The following is a 16,020-nucleotide window of genomic DNA, read 5'->3' as shown; positions in this document are numbered from 1 at the left end:
GCACGTACCGCACCTTCCGGCACTCAGACAGCATCTCTCATGAAGACGGACAAGATCGATGAAATCACCTGTGAACGCTGCCTATGACAGACGTAGGCGCAGATGGCTGGTGCGGCACATCGCCGCACTCACCGGTCTGACCCTCGTACCCGGCCTCCTCACGGTCCCCGCCTGGGCCGACGACATCGCGCCGCTGGGCCTGCGCAAACTCGAGGCACCACAATCGGCCGAGGTCTCCCCGTTCAGGGCCAAGGTGGACAAGCGGACGGCCGAGACCCTCCAGCGGGCCGCCGCAGCCGACCGTCGGGCGACCGAGCGGGCGGCCAAGGACCGATCCCGGTCCGTTGCCTGGCCGACCGCCGGCGCATCCACGCTGCGGCTCCCTGGGAAGGGTGAAGCGAAGGCCGCGCCCGGTGGCCTCCCGATCACCCTGACCAGGAGCGGCAAGGCGGGAAAGGCGGCCGAGTCGGTCACCGTCACCGTCCTCGACCAGAAGCGCGCCGCCGAGCTCGGCGTCAAGGGTCTGGTCCTGTCGGTCACCGGCCCGGCCCAGGGCGGCACCTCCGGCCTGGCCCTCGACTACTCCGCCTTCGCCTCCGCCTACGGCGGCGACTGGGCCGGGCGTCTCCAGCTCGCGCAGTTGCCCGGCTGCGCGCTCAGCGCCCCCGCCAGCGCCGCGTGCCGCACCCGCACGCCGCTGCGCTTCACCAACGACCGCCGCTCCGAGCAGCTGAAGACGGACCTGGCCTTCAGGGCCGCTCCGGCCCGTGCCGCCCGCGCGGCATCGGCTCCCGCAGCAGCGCAGACGATGGTGCTGGCCGTAGCCGCCGGCACCAAGTCGGGCTCGGGCGACTACAAGGCCACGCCCCTCGCCGCGTCCTCCACCTGGGAGGCCGGCGGCTCGTCCGGCACCTTCACCTGGTCGTACCCCCTGCGGGTCCCGCCGTCGGCGGCCGGCCCGAAGCCCGACCTGAAGATCTCCTACGACTCGGGCAGCATCGACGGCCGTACGGCGTCCACCAACAACCAGGGCACTGCGATCGGTGAGGGCTTCGACATCCCGTCGTCCTACATCGAGCGGAAGTACGGCTCGTGCGACGACGACGGCCAGGACGACAAGAACGACCTGTGCTGGAAGTACGAGAACGCCTCCCTCGTCCTCAACGGCCATGCCACCGAACTCGTCAAGGACGACGTCAGCGGCCAGTGGCGCCTGAAGAACGACGACGCCTCCACCGTCCTGCACCATTCGGACGCCAAGGGCGCCGACAACGGCGACGACAACCGTGAGTACTGGACCGTCATCACCGGTGACGGCACCAAGTACCACTTCGGCCTGAACAAGCTGCCTGGCGCCACCACCCAGGCGACGCAGTCCGTGTGGACCGTGCCCGTCTTCGGCGACGACGAGGGAGAGCCCGGCTACACGCAGAGCGGCAGCTTCTCCGGACGCGCCGAGAAGCAGGCATGGCGCTGGAACCTCGACTACGTCGAGGACACCCACAAAAACGCCATGTCGTACTGGTACGCCGCCGAGCACAACCACTACGACATGCTCGGCGACGACAACACGGGCACGCCGTACGTCCGCGGCGGCATCCTGAAGGAGATCCGCTACGGCCAGCGAGCGGACACCCTGTTCGCACTGCCGGCGGGCTCGAACCGCGTGCTGTTCGACTACGCCGAGCGCTGCGTCGCCTCCGGCACCGGCTGCGACTCGCTGACCGAGGACACCCGGGACAACTGGCCCGACGTCCCCTTCGACGCCGAGTGCAAGGCCGATCTGAAGTGCACCGGCAACACCGGCCCGGCCTTCTACACCCGCAAGCGCATGACCGGCATCACCACCGAGGCGTGGAACGCCGCCGCGGCCACGCCTGCCTACGAGCCGGTGGACTCCTGGAGCCTGAAGCAGACCTACCTCGATCCGGGTGACACGGGCGACTCCACCGACCAGGCACTCTGGCTCGACGAGATCCGCCAGACCGGCCGGCGCGGCACCGCCATCACACTGCCGCCGGTGACCTTCGCGCACGAGTTCCGGGCGAACCGGGTCGACGGCGCCAGCGACGACATCCTGCCGCTGAACAAGCCCCGCCTGTACACGATCACCTCCGAGACCGGCGCGCGGACGATCGTCAACTACCAGCAGGCCGACTGCCTCGCCTCCCAGACCAAGCCGAAGGTCGACACCAACACCCGCCGCTGCTACCCGGTCTACTGGTCGCCCAACGGGGCCGAGGAACCGACCCTCGACTGGTTCCACAAGTACCCGGTCAGCTCGGTGACCACCAGCGACCGACTCGGCTCCTCCCCGCCCGTCGAGCACACCTACACCTACGACGGCGGCGGAGCCTGGCACTACAACAACGACCCCATGACCCCCGCCAAGGAGCGCACCTGGTCCACCTGGCGCGGCTTCGGCAAGGTCACCCACCACACCGGCGTCGTCGGCAAGACCCGCTCCAAGACCGTCACCGTCTACCTGCGCGGCATGAACGGCGACCGCGTCCTCGGCCCCGACGGCAAGACCCCGCACCCCACCGAGCGGAAGACCGCCACGGTCACCGGCATCGCCGCCCCGGCCCTGACCGACTCGGCGCAGTACGCGGGCTTCACCCGCGAGTCCGTCACCTACAACGGCGAGGCGGAGGTGTCAGGCCAGGTCAACGACCCCTGGTCCAAGCGCACGGCGACCCAGCACCAGTCGTACGCCGACACCGAGGCCCACTTCGTCCGCACGTCGACCACACACAGCCGGACCCGCATCACGACCAGCCAGCCGGCCCGTGACCGCGTCCGCACGGTCGAGACGCTGTACGACGCCTATGGCATGGCCTACCAGGTCCACGACAAGGGCGACAACGCCGTCCAGACCGACGACACGTGCACCCGCACCTGGTACGCCCGCAACAACGCCGTCGGCATCAACAAGCTGGTCACCCGCACGCGCACCACGGCCGGCGCCTGCGTACCCGATGACCAGCTGGACCTGCCCGCCGACTCCAGCCGCCCCGGCGACGTCATCTCCGACACCGCCACCGCCTACGACTCGACCACCTGGTCGGCGACCCAGTCGCCCACGAAGGGCCAGGCGCAGTGGACCGGCCGCGCCCGGGGATACGGCATCGACGACCAGCCCGTCTGGCAGAAGACGGCGACGATGACGTACGACGACCTCGGTCGCCTGCTGACCGTCATGGACACCAACGACACGGTGACGGCGACCACCGTCTACACCCCGGCCGGCACCGGCCCGCTGACCGCCACCAAGGTCACCAACGCGAAGGGTCACTCCACCGACACCCTCCTGGACTTCGCCACCGGCGCGGCCACGAAGGTCACCGACGCGAACCGCAGGAGCACGTACACCGAGTACGACGCCCTCGGCCGCGTGACGAAGGTGTGGCTGCCCAACCTGAACAAGTCACTCGGCAAGCCGCCGAATTACACCTACGCCTACAACATCACCAACTCCGGCGACACCCTTCCCTGGGTCTCCACCAGCACCATCAGGGGAAACCACGGCGGCACCTACAACACCACGTACGAGATCTACGACTCGCTCCTGAGGCCCCGCCAGGTCCAGACCCCCTCGCCCGCGGGTGGGCGGATCATCAGTGAGACGCTGTACGACGAGCGGGGACTGGCGGTCACCACTTCCGCCGACATCTGGGACGCGAAGAACGACCCGGCCGGTGGCCTCGTCGCCACGGACGGCGGGCAGGCCCCGACGCAGACCGACGTCACCTACGACGGTGCGGGCCGCGCCGTCAAGTCGGTTACCAAGGCCCTCAACGTTCCCCGGTGGACCACCGAAACCGCCTACACCGGCGACACCGTCACCACCACGGCCCCGGCCGGCGGCCAGGCCACGGCAGTGGTCACCAACGCCCTCGGTCAGACGACGGAGCGCCGCGAGTACGGCGGCCCCCAGCCGGAGGGTTCGAACCACACCACCACCACGTACGCGTATCTCCCCGGCGGCCGCCAGGCCACGGTCACCGGACCGGACCAGACCAAGTGGAGCTACTCCTACGACCTGTTCGGCCGCCAAACCAGCGCGACCGACCCGGACAAGGGCACCGCCACCACCGCCTACAACGAGCTCGACCAGGCGATCCGCAGTGCGGACTCCCGAGGCAAGAGCCTGGTCACCGAGTACGACGTCCTCGGCCGGAAGACCGGCCTGTGGGACGGTGCCAAGACGGACGCCACCAAACTCGCAGCCTGGACATACGACACCCTCGCCAAGGGGCAGCCGGACAGCTCGATCCGCTACGAGAACGGCGTCAACCAGACCACCAGCAAGGCCTACACCCAGAAGGTCACCGGTTACAACGCCCTGTACCAGCCCACTGGCAGCCAGATGGTCCTTCCGGCCGGTGAGCCGCTCGTCGCCGCCGGTGTGCCTGCGACGCTGTCCTCTTCCACCACCTACGGCCTGGACGGCTCCGTCCTGAGCTCGACGATGCCCGCTGTGGCGGGACTCGGCTCGGAGACCGTCACCATCACGCGTGGCGAACTGGGGCAGGAGACGAAGGTGGCCAGCGGCACCGGGTACCTCCTCGGAGCCGCGTACTCCCCGCAGGGCGACGTGCGCCAGCTCACCCTGGGCACCAGCTCGGCCGAAACGACGAAGAAGGCCTACCTCAACTACGACTACGAGACCGGCACCCGCCGACTGACCCGCTCGTACGTCACCGACACGGTGCACTCCTACATGCCGCAGGAGCTGCAGTACACCCAGGACGACGCGGGTAACGTCACCTCCCTCTTCGACGCCACCACCCAAGGCGGCACCACCAAGGCCGACTACCAGTGCTTCGCCTACGACGGCCACCGCCGCCTCAGCGAAGCCTGGACCCCTCGGACGGCCGACTGTGCCGCCACCGGCCGCACCATGGCGAACATCGACGGCGCCGCCCCGTACTGGCACAGCTACACCTACAACGCCGCAGGCCAACGCGCGACGGAGACCGAGCACGCGGCCACCGGTGACAAGACCACCACGTACGCCTACGGCACCGCGGCCGCCCAGCCGCACCCGCTCGCCAAGACGACCGGTGCCAAGAACGCCACGTACGCCTACGACAAGGCGGGCAACACCACCAGCCGCCCCGGCGCCCAGGCCCAGCAGACCCTGACCTGGAACAGCGAGGGCAAGCTCGTCGGCACGACCGAACCGGCGGCCGGCACCAAGCCCGCCCTGGGCACGAGCTACCTGTACGACGCCTCGGGCGAACTGCTCATCCGCCGCGCCACGGGCGACGGTGACACGATCCTCTACCTCGGCTCCACGGAGGTCCGCCTCACCACGAAGGGCACCACGAAGACCCTTTCCGGCACCCGCTACTACACGGCGGCCGGCAAGACCATCGCGGTCCGCACCGCCACGGCGGGCGTCGCCGACAGCAAGCTCAGCTACTTGGCCGCCGACCACCACGGCACGGGCAGTGTGGCCCTCGACGCCACGACCATGGCCGTCACCAAGCGCTACACGACTCCCTTCGGCGCCCAGCGCGGCCCGACGGCCCCGACCTGGCCGGACGACAAGTCCTTCCTGGGCAAGCCGGCGGACAAGAGTACGGGTCTCACCCACATCGGCGCCCGCGAGTACGACCCGTCGACCGGCTTGTTCATCAGCATCGACCCGGTCCTCCAGCTCGAGATCCACCAGACCCTGAACGGTTACACCTACGGCGCCCAGAACCCGGTGGCCAACGCCGACCCGACCGGCATGAAGCTGCCCTGCGGTAAGGGGCATGACATCCCATGCCCTCAGAACCCTGGTGGCGGCAGGAGCGGCCAGCCGGACAGGATACCCGGCACTGGCGGCGGTGACAGCCCCGCGACGGGCGACACGTCAGGAACCACTTCCAACGATGGAGGGAGTGGCAACAGTGGGCTCCAATGTGTGGGCGCGGGGCTCCTGACGCGTTGCGGTGGCGATGAGGTATACAACACGCTGGCTCCGCAGGACGATCCGGTTAGTCCGGTCGTGTATGGATTGGGCCGTAACTTCGCGTATACCTCGGAGCTTTTCGGCTGGCTTGCAGATGGCGACTGTTGGCATGGCGGCGCTGGTGCGCCAGGCTGCAACTACGGGGCCCAGTACGACACTTGGGTTGCAGGTCAAGGGCATGACGTTAGCGCTGACAGCTATCTGATCCCTGGGCTTGGTGCGGCCATCTTTTCTCACAGGCCGGCGCCGCGCGTTAAGCCGAATGGCGGGATGCTCCGCAACGAGGTCGAAAAGCTCTTTTCTGCGGGAGTGGCAGGTAAGAAAAGATCTGCTCTTGCGGGGGAGTTGGTAATTCCGGGTTCTAGCCCTCGGCTCTTGCTCTCTGTAAGCGGAGAGCGGCCGGGGCACGCTAGACTCGTTCCTGTTGTGGGTTCTCCGCAGAATCCTCAGCGATTCACGCCGAGCAACGTCGGTGGGAATAATAACCGGAATTACGACACTGAGTATGCCATGCTGACCTATGTTGCCAATCAAATCGGCGCCCCTTCGCGAGTTCGGGGGTCGTTGACAATGCATTCATCACAGCCTGCGTGCCCATCGTGCACGTCAGTCATAGGTCAGTTCGCAGAGCAGTTCCCCAACATTAGGATAAATTATACTTCCGGACGGGGTTGACGTGGCGCCGGGGGCCTGATTGGCCTCCGGCGTCTCTTTTTGGTGATCGTAAAATTTTCCCCTGGGTCTTTGCGCTCACTGCTGTAAGGTGATTAAATCCCCCCATGATGAGTGAATGGGAAGGTTACTGGACAGCTGCGCACGCCGCAGTCGAGAACGAGGATGCGGAGCTGTTGGCGCGCCTATTGTCGCAGGGAGCCGACCCCAACGAGACTTGCCAGGGCATGACCCTACTTACTCACGCCATCGACGCTGAAGGTGATGGCGCAGTGCAAAGTGGCCATCCGCTGACGGTGCATACCACGGCTGTATTGCTAGCGTTCGGTGCCGACCCTAAATTGGTCGATCCCGCTGGTCGTACACCGACGGAGGTTGCAAGGAGGCATGGTCACACAATGGCCGAAGGGCTGCTCCAAGCGCACCTTGCCAAAGCGCGATAGTCTTTCTCCTGCCCTGAGAGGTGAAGCTCTATGAGGTGCAGGGCCTGTCGGTGCATCAAGAGATCGCAGGTGTAATGCGATTCTGTCAGGCCGCCCTGGTTGACCATGGTCGGCGTGAGAGTCCGGCCGTTCAGGGTGATATGCGTATTGGGCTGCTTAAAATCATGTATGAATGGTATCCGTGCTCATCGGATCGAAGATGCGCTTGGAGCAGAAGTAAATTCGGGTTTCACGCGCAGTATGCTGTCCTCTTGCCTCCCTTTGCTGGGCCCCTGTCAGAGAGGTTTAGTTGGTCAATTTATTGCCCAAGCCTAAGCCTGCCAACTGCGACAGTGTGGATCATGGTGTTACGCTCGGCATGTGGCGCGGGATGCAAGTGTGATGACGAATTGGCATGGGTCAGGTTCGTTTATCACCACGGTCGATTTTGCAGTAATTCATGCCTCCAAATACGGTTTATGGCCTCAGGGGGATCTTTGCAGTTTCGTCGTCCGGCATACCTGCCGGGCAGCTGCGTCGGACGCTGGCTGGCCGTCGCCGCGACGGCCGCCATGGCCACGGACACCGGTGAAGGAGGGGAGCGCCGCGACGCCGTCCTCCATACCGAGGGCAACGCGTGGTCCCCCGTCGCCGGTGGGGAGACCAGGACCGCGCGCTCCTGCTGGACGCTCCTGAGGGGCAGCGCCCGCGCGAGTATGCGGAGACCGCCCGGACCGCCGTGGACACCTTCAAGCCGCTCACGGTGTTCATGCGCGTGCGGGTGGACGGCGGCGCCCTCACCGTCGGCGGTGATCCGGGTGGGAGCTCCGGTGCGGCCCACGCCCTGGCGGGCGCGGTGAAGTCCCTGCGGTTGTGGACGGGTGCCATGAACGCGCACTACGTCATGCAGCACGTCCTGCCGGAACCGCAGTGACCCGTACCGACACGTGAAGGCGCCCCGCACCGACCGGTGCGGGGCGCCTTCGTCTGTGTGCGCGTCAGCCCTTCGACAGGTTCGGCCCCGTCGACGGCTGCGGTATCGACGGCTGCTGGAGCGGGGTCGCCGCCATCGACTGGGGGGTGGTCGGGGAGGCGAAGGCGGACGGGGCGGCCACGGCGGCCGTCGGGTCGGGGGCCGGGGCGTCCTCGGCGGGCAGCGGCAGGCCGCCGACGATGCGGACGCCCGCCGCGTCGAAGGCGCGCTTGACGCGCCAGCGGATCTCCCGCTCCACGCCCAGCGCCTTGCCCGGCATCGTCTTCGCCGAGACCCGCAGCGTCATGGAGTCGATCAGGACCTCGGTCAGGCCCAGGACCTCGATGGGGCCCCACAGGCGCTCGTTCCAGGGCTCCTCGGCGGCCATCTCGCTCGCCACGCCCTCGATCAGCGCCCGCAGTTCGTCCAGGTCCTCCGTCGGGCGGACCGTGACGTCCACGCCGGCCGTCGCCCAGCCCTGGCTCAGGTTGCCGATCCGCTTGATCTCGCCGTTGCGGACGTACCAGATCTCGCCGTCCACGCCGCGCAGCTTCGTCACCCGCAGGCCCACCTCTATGACCTCGCCGGAGGCGACGCCCGCGTCGATGGAGTCGCCGACGCCGTACTGGTCCTCCAGGATCATGAAGACGCCGGACAGGAAGTCGGTGACCAGGTTGCGCGCGCCGAAGCCGATCGCCACACCGGCCACACCCGCCGACGCCAGCAGCGGCGCGAGGTCGATCTGGAAGGCGCCGAGGATCATCAGCGCCGCCGTGCCCATGATCAGGAACGACGCCACCGAGCGCAGGACCGAGCCGATCGCCTCCGACCGCTGGCGGCGCCGCTCGGCGTTGACCAGCAGCCCGCCCAGCGCCGTGCCCTCCACGGCCTGGGCGCTGCGGTTCATGCGGTCTATCAGCTTCGTCAGCGCCCGCCGGATCAGGAAGCGCAGCGTGACCGCTATGGCGATGATCAGCAGGATGCGCAGACCGGTGTTGACCCACGTGGCCCAGTTCTGCTCGACCCAGCCCGCGGCCTCGCCGGCCTGGCGGGCGGCCTCGTCCAGCGACACGGGGGTCGCGGGCGTCGGGGACGGGTCGGAGTCGGGGGAGGGGACAGCGGGCGGGGCCGACCACAGCACGGCGGGGAACCTCCTGGCATCACGGGCGGGTCTCTTCCATTAAACGGGGGGAGCCACCGGGTTCGTCGCCGTGTTCGAGGGAGAGCCTTGTCTCATGTGGGGATGAGCACCCTGTGGTCGAAAACACCTCCAGCCCGTTACCCCCACGTGGTGGCGCTTCGACCTGGCATGAGGAGAGACTGAGAGCAGATCGTCCCGGCGCGAGCCACGCGCCGCCGGCGTACAAGGAGGCATCCGTGCCGCATGTCCTGGTCCTCAACGCGTCGTACGAGCCCCTCGGCGTCGTACCGCTCCGACGCGCGCTCGTACTCGTCCTCGAGAACAAGGCCGTGTGCCTCGAGGAGTCCGGCGCCTTCATGCACAGCGCGACCCGAGCCATGGCCGCCCCCAGCGTCGTACGGCTGAAGCGGTTCGTACGGGTCCCCTACCGGGGGCCCGTTCCTCTGACCCGCAAGGCACTGTTCGCCCGTGACGGCGGGCGCTGCATGTACTGCGGTGGCGTCGCAACCAGCGTCGACCACGTCATCCCGCGCAGCCGCGGGGGCAAGCACGCCTGGGACAACGTGGTGGCGGCCTGCCGCCGCTGCAACCACGTCAAGGCCGACCGGCACCTGCGCGAGCTGGGCTGGCGGCTGCACCAGCCGCCCGCGCCGCCCACCGGGCTCGCCTGGCGCATCATCGGCACGGGGCACCGGGACCCGCGCTGGCTGCCCTATCTGGAGCCGTACGGCGCGGACGACGCCCTGGCCCGGATCGACGGCGTCTCGGCCTGACCTCCGGGCCCCGCCGTCCACGGGCCGGCCCGCCACCCGGAACGGGACGGCGGACGGCGGGCCGACCCGCGCACGGCGGGGCGTCCCCGGCGGCCCGGACCGAACGGCCCGGTTGGCTGGTGGCTCGGGCGGAACGGCCTGGCGGTCCGGTGGCCCGGTGGCCCGGACCGGAACGGCCCGGTGCCCACGCGGCGCGCCGGGCCGCACGGTCGTGCCCGCGGACGGGAGGGCCGCCGGGACGCGGTGCCGCCGGTGCGCCGGACGCGGACGGCCGTGCCCGTGCACCCGGCACCGGCACCCGCGCCCGGCGTGACGCCCGCGCCCGGCGTGACGCCCGCGCCCCGCACCGGCACCCGCGCCCCGCACCCGCGCTCGGCGCGACGCCCGCGCCCCACACCGGCACCCGCGCCCGCCGTGCCTCACTCCGTGACCGCGTACGCCTCCACCTCGAACAGCGAGTACCCGTACTCCGTCGCCCGCTCCTCGCCCTGCACGCGCAGGAAGCGGGTGCCCGGGGCGTCCATGCGGACCGTCTCGCGGCCGCCCCTGCCCTCGCCGACCGTCGCCGCCGTGCGCCAGGTGCGGCCGTCGGGGGAGACCTGGAGGCGGTACCGCTTGGCGTGGGCGTCCTGCCAGTGGAGGACCACCTGGCCCACCCGCGCCGGCTCGGCCAGTTCGACCTGCCACCACGCGCCGTCCTCCGCCGGCGACGACCAGCGGGTCTCCGGGTCGCCGTCGACGGCCGCCGACGCGGGGAAGTCGGACGTCTCGTCGCCGGAGGAGGAGGCCGTCGCGCCGGGGGACCGGGTGAGGTCCGCGCCGCCGGTCGCCGGGTACGCCCGGACCGTGAGCGTCCGCTCCTCGCCCGCGAAGGACAGCGGCACCGTGTACGAGCCGGCCGGGGTGCCCTCGGGGACGGTGACCGTCACCGGGACCTTGGCGGCCACGCCGCGCGGCACCGTCGTCTCCTTCGGGGCGTTCACCACGACGCCCTTGGGCGCCTTCGCGGTGAACGCCCCGCGCACCGCCTCCGGCCGCCGGGTCGACAGCACCGCGTCCACCCGCTGGGGGCCGCCGCCGATCACCGCGTCGGCCTCGGTGCGCGGCAGGTCCAGGCTGACCCGCGGCTCGTCGGCGAACCACGGCACCAGGGCCCGTACGGGCACCTTCGCCGCGCCCGCCGCCCAGCTCACCCGGACCGCGTCCACGCGCAGCCCGCCCGCGCGGGCCTGCGTCCAGCCGGTGGGCGACAGGGGTCCCAGCCGCCGCCAGCCCTCGCCCGGCACGTGCACGTCGACGGCGCCCTCGCCGGAGTCGGGCTCCGCCATCGCGGCGACCGCCTCCACGGGGCGCGCCCGGCCCAGGTCCACGGTGTACGAGGTGGCCGTGCGGTACGGCTCGCCGACCGGGCGGGACGCGCCGGTCCACGAGCCCGCCTCGGCCAGCGCCCGCTCCAGGAACGGGTCCAGGACGCCGGTGCCGACCTTCGCGGGGCTCGCCGCCAGGTCCCGGCGCAGCGGCTCCAGCGCCAGCTGGGCCCGCCAGGCCGCCGCGCCGTCGCCCCGCGCCTGCGCCTGGAGCATGTCGACGGCGGCCTCGCCGGCCCGGCCGTACCGGGCGAGCTGCTCCAGCCAGGGCCGCACCTCGTCGTCGAACCGGCCCCCGGCGGGCGCGGTCAGCGCCTCCGGCGCGGTGCGCATCACGGTGAACGCCGCGCGCAGCTGCCGCGCCGCCCGGTCGCGGGCCTCGGCCGGGCCGCCCGCCGCGGTGCGGGTCCGCCAGAACCCGGCCAGCAGGGGGCGCAGGTACGCCGACTCGCCCTGCGGGTCCAGCAGCGACGAGGCGTCGTTGCCGGCGAGCGCGCCCAGCGCCTCGCGGGCCTCGGGGTCGCCGCCCGCCAGGTCGTCGAGCGCGGCCCGCCAGGACTCCTGGGGGCGGTAGCCGCGCGGGTTCCAGGCGAAGTCGGCGGCGGTGAAGACGGGGACGCGGGAGGCGGACGCCTGCTCCATGGCGTTGGCGAGCAGCGCCGCCGAACCGGCCGCGACGGCCGGCTCCCGGCCGGTGTACGGGCCGAGGAAGATCCGGTCCTGCGCGTAGTCGTTGACCGGGTAGTTGTCCATGGTGACCAGCGGGTGCCGGAACGCGTCCCGGGCCTTCGCCAGGTCGCCGCCGCTGATCGTGCGGGGCACGACGCCGACGCCCGTCCACGCCACCTGCACGCGCGCGTCGAGCGTCTCGGCGAGCGCGGTCCGGTACTCCGTCGCCCCGTCCTGGTAGTACTCGGTCGGCATCAGCGACAGCGGCTCGGCGTCCGGGTGCCGGCCGGCGAGGTGCCGGGACAGTTCGCTCGCCACGCGCGCGTGCGCCCGGGCGGCCGCCCCGGGGCCGCTGCCGAAGGCGTCCGCGTCGCGCGAGCAGTGCCACTCGTCGTAGGCGGAGTCCTGGAACTGCAGCTGGAACGCCCGCACGCCGAGCGCGTACATGGCGTCGACCTTGCGCTTCAGCGCCCGGACGTCGTCCTCGGAGGCCAGGCACATCGACTGGGCGGGCGCCACCGCCCACGCCAGCGTCACGTGGTTGCGCCGGGCCCGCTCGGCCAGCTCCCGGAACTCGGCGCGCTGCGCCGCCGGGTACGGCTCGCGCCACTGCGCCTGCCGGTACGGGTCGTCGCCGGGCGCGTACAGGTAACGGTTCTGCTTGGTGCGGCCCATGAAGTCGAGCTGGTCCAGCCGCTGGGGGTGGCTCCAGGGGTGGCCGTAGAAGCCCTCCGCCAGGCCGCGCACGGCCGTGCCGGGCCAGTCCCGCACGACGACCCCGGGGACCGTCCGGTCGGGGGCCACGAGTTGACGGAGCGTCTGCACGGCGTGGAACAGCCCGTCCGCGCCGACGCCGTCCACGGCGACCGTGTCCCGGCCCTGGTGGCGGCCGGTCGCGAGCCGGTAGCCGCCGGAGGGCAGGTCGCCGCGCTCGGGCGCGCGCAGGGCGTGCAGCGCGCTCTGCGCGCCGGTGCCGCCCAACCACACCACCGGTCCGCGCCCCCCGGCCGCGCCCTCCGGGGCGGTGCGGCGCACCCGCCGCACGCCCGCCTCCCGCAGCGCGTCCTCCAGGGCCGACACGGCGTACGGGTCGGCGGCGGCGTCCGCCGCGAGCGTCACCTCGTCGCCCAGCCGTACGGCGGCGCCGTCCACGGCCCGCATCGTCTGCGGGCGCGGCCACACGGCGGGCGGCCGCGGCGCGGCGTCCCGGTCGGGCACCGCCGCGGCGGGGGTGCCGGGGCCGCCGGGCGCGGCCAGCGCGCCCGGCGCGCCGCCGAGCAGACCGCCGATCACCGCGACCGCGATGGCGGTCGCGGTGCCCTTGCCGCGACCGAACTGCGCGAGCTGGCCGAACTGCACGCGCGTCTCCCCTCGTCCTGCGTGGTTCTGTGGGTAGCTTTGCCGGTGGCCGTACCGCTGTTCTGACGGTCCGTCGGGCAGGTCGCCCTACTGACGGGTTTCGAGCCCACCACCCCCTGACGAAGGTGTCAATGTGCGTGGCCGATGTGTCGTATTTGCACACCGAGCCGCCGGGCCCCGGCGGAGCCGCTCCGGGGCCGGCGTGTTCGTGGAGTGTGAGCAGCGCCACGTCGCGTGGATGCCCGGGGGTGCGATGGGTAGGGCTGCTGCGATCGCACCGTCACCTCGCACAGGGAGGCCACCATGGCCGCGTCCGCCCAGCTGCTGCTCTCCGCGCTCTCCAAACGGGTACCGGGACAGTCCTCCGGTCCCGCCCCCGCGCCCTTCTCCGGGCCCCTGACCAGCGAACCGCCCCTCGCCGACGCCGCCCCCCTGACCAGCGAACCCCCGCTCGCCGACGCCGCGCCCCTGACCAGCGAACCGACCGCGCGCGGCACGGCCGGCGGACCGGAGCCACTCCACACGTAGGCACGCAGAAGCACCCGAAGCGTCCAGGAGGCCGTATGACCCTCGCCCGGCTCGCCACGCTGCACGGAGTCGCCACCGCGTACTCCCCGTCCCCGGGCGCCACGGTCCCGGTCCCCGACGCGACCGTGGTCACCGTCCTCGGCGCCCTGGACGTCGACGCCACCACCCCGGCGGCGGTCGACGCGTCGCTCGCCGCCGCCGAGGAGGCGCGGGCGGCGCGGCTGCTCCCGCCCACGGTCGTGGTGTGGCAGGGCGACGAGCCGGCGGGCCGCCCCCGGCCGGTCGCCGCCCTGCCCGCGGGCACGGCCCTGCGCATCGCCCTGGAGGACGGCGGCACCGCCGCCTCGCCCGTCCCCTGGGCGCAGCTGCCACCCGGTGTCCACGCGCTGGAGGCCCGCGCCCCCGACGGGCGCGCCGCCCGCGCCACCCTCGTCGTCGCCCCCGCGCGCGTGCCGCAGCCCGCCGCGTCCTGCCACGGCGTGCTGGTCCAGCTGTACTCACTGCTGTCCACCCGCTCCTGGGGCATGGGCGACCTCGGCGACCTGCGGGAGCTCGCCGGCTGGGCGGGCCGCGCGCTCGGCTCGGGCTTCGTGCAGGTCAACCCCCTCCATGCGGCCGTGCCCGGCACGCCCACCGACCCCTCCCCGTACCGCCCCTCCTCGCGCCGCTTCCCCGACCCGGTGCACCTGCGGATCGAGGACGTCCCCGAGTTCGCGTACGTCTCCGGCGCCAGCCGCGCCGAGCTCGACGCGCTCGCCGGGCGGGCCGGGGAGCTGCGCGAGGGGGTCCTGCGCAAGGGCGAGCTGATCGACCGGGACGCGGTGTGGGTCCTCAAGCGGCGCGCCCTGGAGATCGTCGGGACCGTCCCGCTCGGCCCCGGCCGGCAGGCCGCGTTCGACGCCTTCCGCGCCGCCCAGGGGCAGGCGCTGGAGGACCACGCCACCTGGTGCGCGCTGGCCGAGCGGTACGGCGCCGACCGCGCCCAGTGGCCCGAGGGCCTGCACGACCCCCGCTCGGCGGCCACCGCGCGGGCCCGCGCCGCACTGGAGGACCGGGTCGCCTTCCACCGCCGGGCCGCCTGGCTGACGGACGAGCAGCTGGGCGCCGCCGCGCGCGCCGCCCGCGAGGCCGGCATGGCCGTCGGGGTCGTCCACGACCTGGCGGTCGGCGTGCACCCGGACGGCGCCGACGCCTGGGCGCAGGCCGGGGCGTACGCGCGCGGCATGTCGGTGGGCGCCCCGCCGGACGCGTTCAACGCGCGCGGCCAGGACTGGGGGCTGCCCCCGTGGCGCCCCGACGCCCTCGCCGCGTCCGGCTACGCCCCCTACCGCGACCTGTTGCGCTCCCTGTTCCGGCACGCGGGCGCCCTGCGGATCGACCACGTGATGGGGCTGTTCCGGCTCTGGTGGGTGCCCGCCGGGCTGCCGCCGGCACAGGGCACGTACGTCCGGTACGACGCCGACGCGATGCTCGCCGTCCTCGCCCTGGAGGCCCACCGCGCGGGTGCCGCCGTGATCGGCGAGGACCTCGGCACGGTCGAGCCGGGCGTGCGGGACGTGCTACGGCGCCGGGGCGTGTTCGGCACGTCGGTGATGTGGTTCGAGCGCGACTGGGAGGGCACCCGCCGCCCCCTGCCGCCCGAGGCGTGGCGCGCCGACTGCGTGGCCACGGCGACCACGCACGACCTGCCGCCCACCGCCGCCCGGCTGAGCGGGGAGCACGTGGAGCTGCGCCACCGGCTGGGGCTGCTGCTCCGGCCGCTGGAGGAGGAGCGGGCCGAGGACGCCGGGGACGTCGCCGAGTGGCTGGCGTACCTGCGGGAGCTGGGCGTCCTCCAGGAGGGCGCCGCGCGCGACGAGGAGGCGGAGATCCGGGCCGTGTACCGGTTCCTGCGCCGCACCCGGGCCCGGATGACCGGCGTGTGGCTGCCCGACGCGGTGGGGGACCGGCGCCCGCAGAACCTGCCGGGCACCTGGGACCAGTACCCGAACTGGCGGCTGCCGGTGGCCGGCGCCGACGGCCGCCCCGTCACCCTGGAGGAGCTCGCCGCCTCGCCCCGGCTGCGCGCCCTGGCGGCCGAGCTGGAGGCTCCCGGGGCCCGTACGGCACCCCCGGACGCGCGGCGCGGTTAGGCGTTCGCTACGTTTGCTC

At 72.1% G+C, this 16,020-nt stretch carries 8 protein-coding genes; 6 read left to right on the top strand and 2 right to left on the bottom strand.

Going from position 1 to position 16,020, the window contains the following annotated elements:
* Positions 1 to 58: 58 nt before the first annotated feature.
* The 3 genes from IE106_RS21730 to IE106_RS21725 all read left to right on the top strand — a co-directional run bounded on the left by IE106_RS21730 (position 59) and on the right by IE106_RS21725 (position 7,993).
* Positions 59 to 6,640, top strand: coding sequence for an RHS repeat-associated core domain-containing protein (locus tag IE106_RS21730; protein WP_189536673.1), 6,582 nt, complete (start codon positions 59 to 61; stop codon positions 6,638 to 6,640).
* Between the two features lie 104 nt (positions 6,641 to 6,744).
* On the top strand, positions 6,745 to 7,080 hold the full coding sequence (locus tag IE106_RS31015) for an ankyrin repeat domain-containing protein (RefSeq protein ID WP_229840669.1): 336 nt from the start codon (positions 6,745 to 6,747) through the stop codon (positions 7,078 to 7,080).
* 616 nt (positions 7,081 to 7,696) lie between these two features.
* A complete protein-coding gene (locus IE106_RS21725) occupies positions 7,697 to 7,993 on the top strand; it encodes a hypothetical protein (protein ID WP_189536672.1) in 297 nt (98 codons plus the stop codon).
* A 64-nt stretch (positions 7,994 to 8,057) separates the two neighbouring features.
* Here the strand turns inward: IE106_RS21725 and IE106_RS21720 are convergent, their stop codons facing one another.
* The gene (locus IE106_RS21720; RefSeq protein WP_189536670.1) at positions 8,058 to 9,173 is read right to left on the bottom strand and encodes a mechanosensitive ion channel family protein; all 1,116 of its coding nucleotides are present in this window, start codon (positions 9,171 to 9,173) and stop codon (positions 8,058 to 8,060) included.
* Positions 9,174 to 9,409: 236 nt separating this feature from the next.
* On the opposite strand from IE106_RS21720, the gene IE106_RS21715 reads away from it, so the two are divergent.
* Complete coding sequence (locus IE106_RS21715) at positions 9,410 to 9,946, top strand: HNH endonuclease (RefSeq protein ID WP_189536667.1); 537 nt, start codon at positions 9,410 to 9,412, stop codon at positions 9,944 to 9,946.
* Between the two features lie 419 nt (positions 9,947 to 10,365).
* Here the strand turns inward: IE106_RS21715 and IE106_RS21710 are convergent, their stop codons facing one another.
* Positions 10,366 to 13,341 (bottom strand): glycoside hydrolase family 84 protein, encoded by a 2,976-nt coding sequence (locus tag IE106_RS21710; protein ID WP_189536664.1) that lies wholly within the window; start codon positions 13,339 to 13,341, stop codon positions 10,366 to 10,368.
* A gap of 303 nt (positions 13,342 to 13,644) precedes the next feature.
* Between IE106_RS21710 and IE106_RS21705 the strand changes: the two genes are divergently transcribed.
* Both IE106_RS21705 and malQ read left to right on the top strand, forming a co-directional pair.
* Complete coding sequence (locus IE106_RS21705; RefSeq protein WP_189536662.1) at positions 13,645 to 13,869, top strand: hypothetical protein; 225 nt, start codon at positions 13,645 to 13,647, stop codon at positions 13,867 to 13,869.
* A 35-nt stretch (positions 13,870 to 13,904) separates the two neighbouring features.
* Complete coding sequence (malQ, locus tag IE106_RS21700; protein ID WP_189536659.1) at positions 13,905 to 16,001, top strand: 4-alpha-glucanotransferase; 2,097 nt, start codon at positions 13,905 to 13,907, stop codon at positions 15,999 to 16,001.
* Positions 16,002 to 16,020: the final 19 nt, after the last annotated feature.

The sequence above is a fragment of the Streptomyces roseolilacinus genome, assembly GCF_014649335.1.
In the GTDB taxonomy this organism is placed as follows: Bacteria; Actinomycetota; Actinomycetes; order Streptomycetales; family Streptomycetaceae; genus Streptomyces; species Streptomyces roseolilacinus.
Note: the sequence above shows the minus strand (reverse complement) of the source record. Positions and strands in the feature narration are given on the sequence as shown.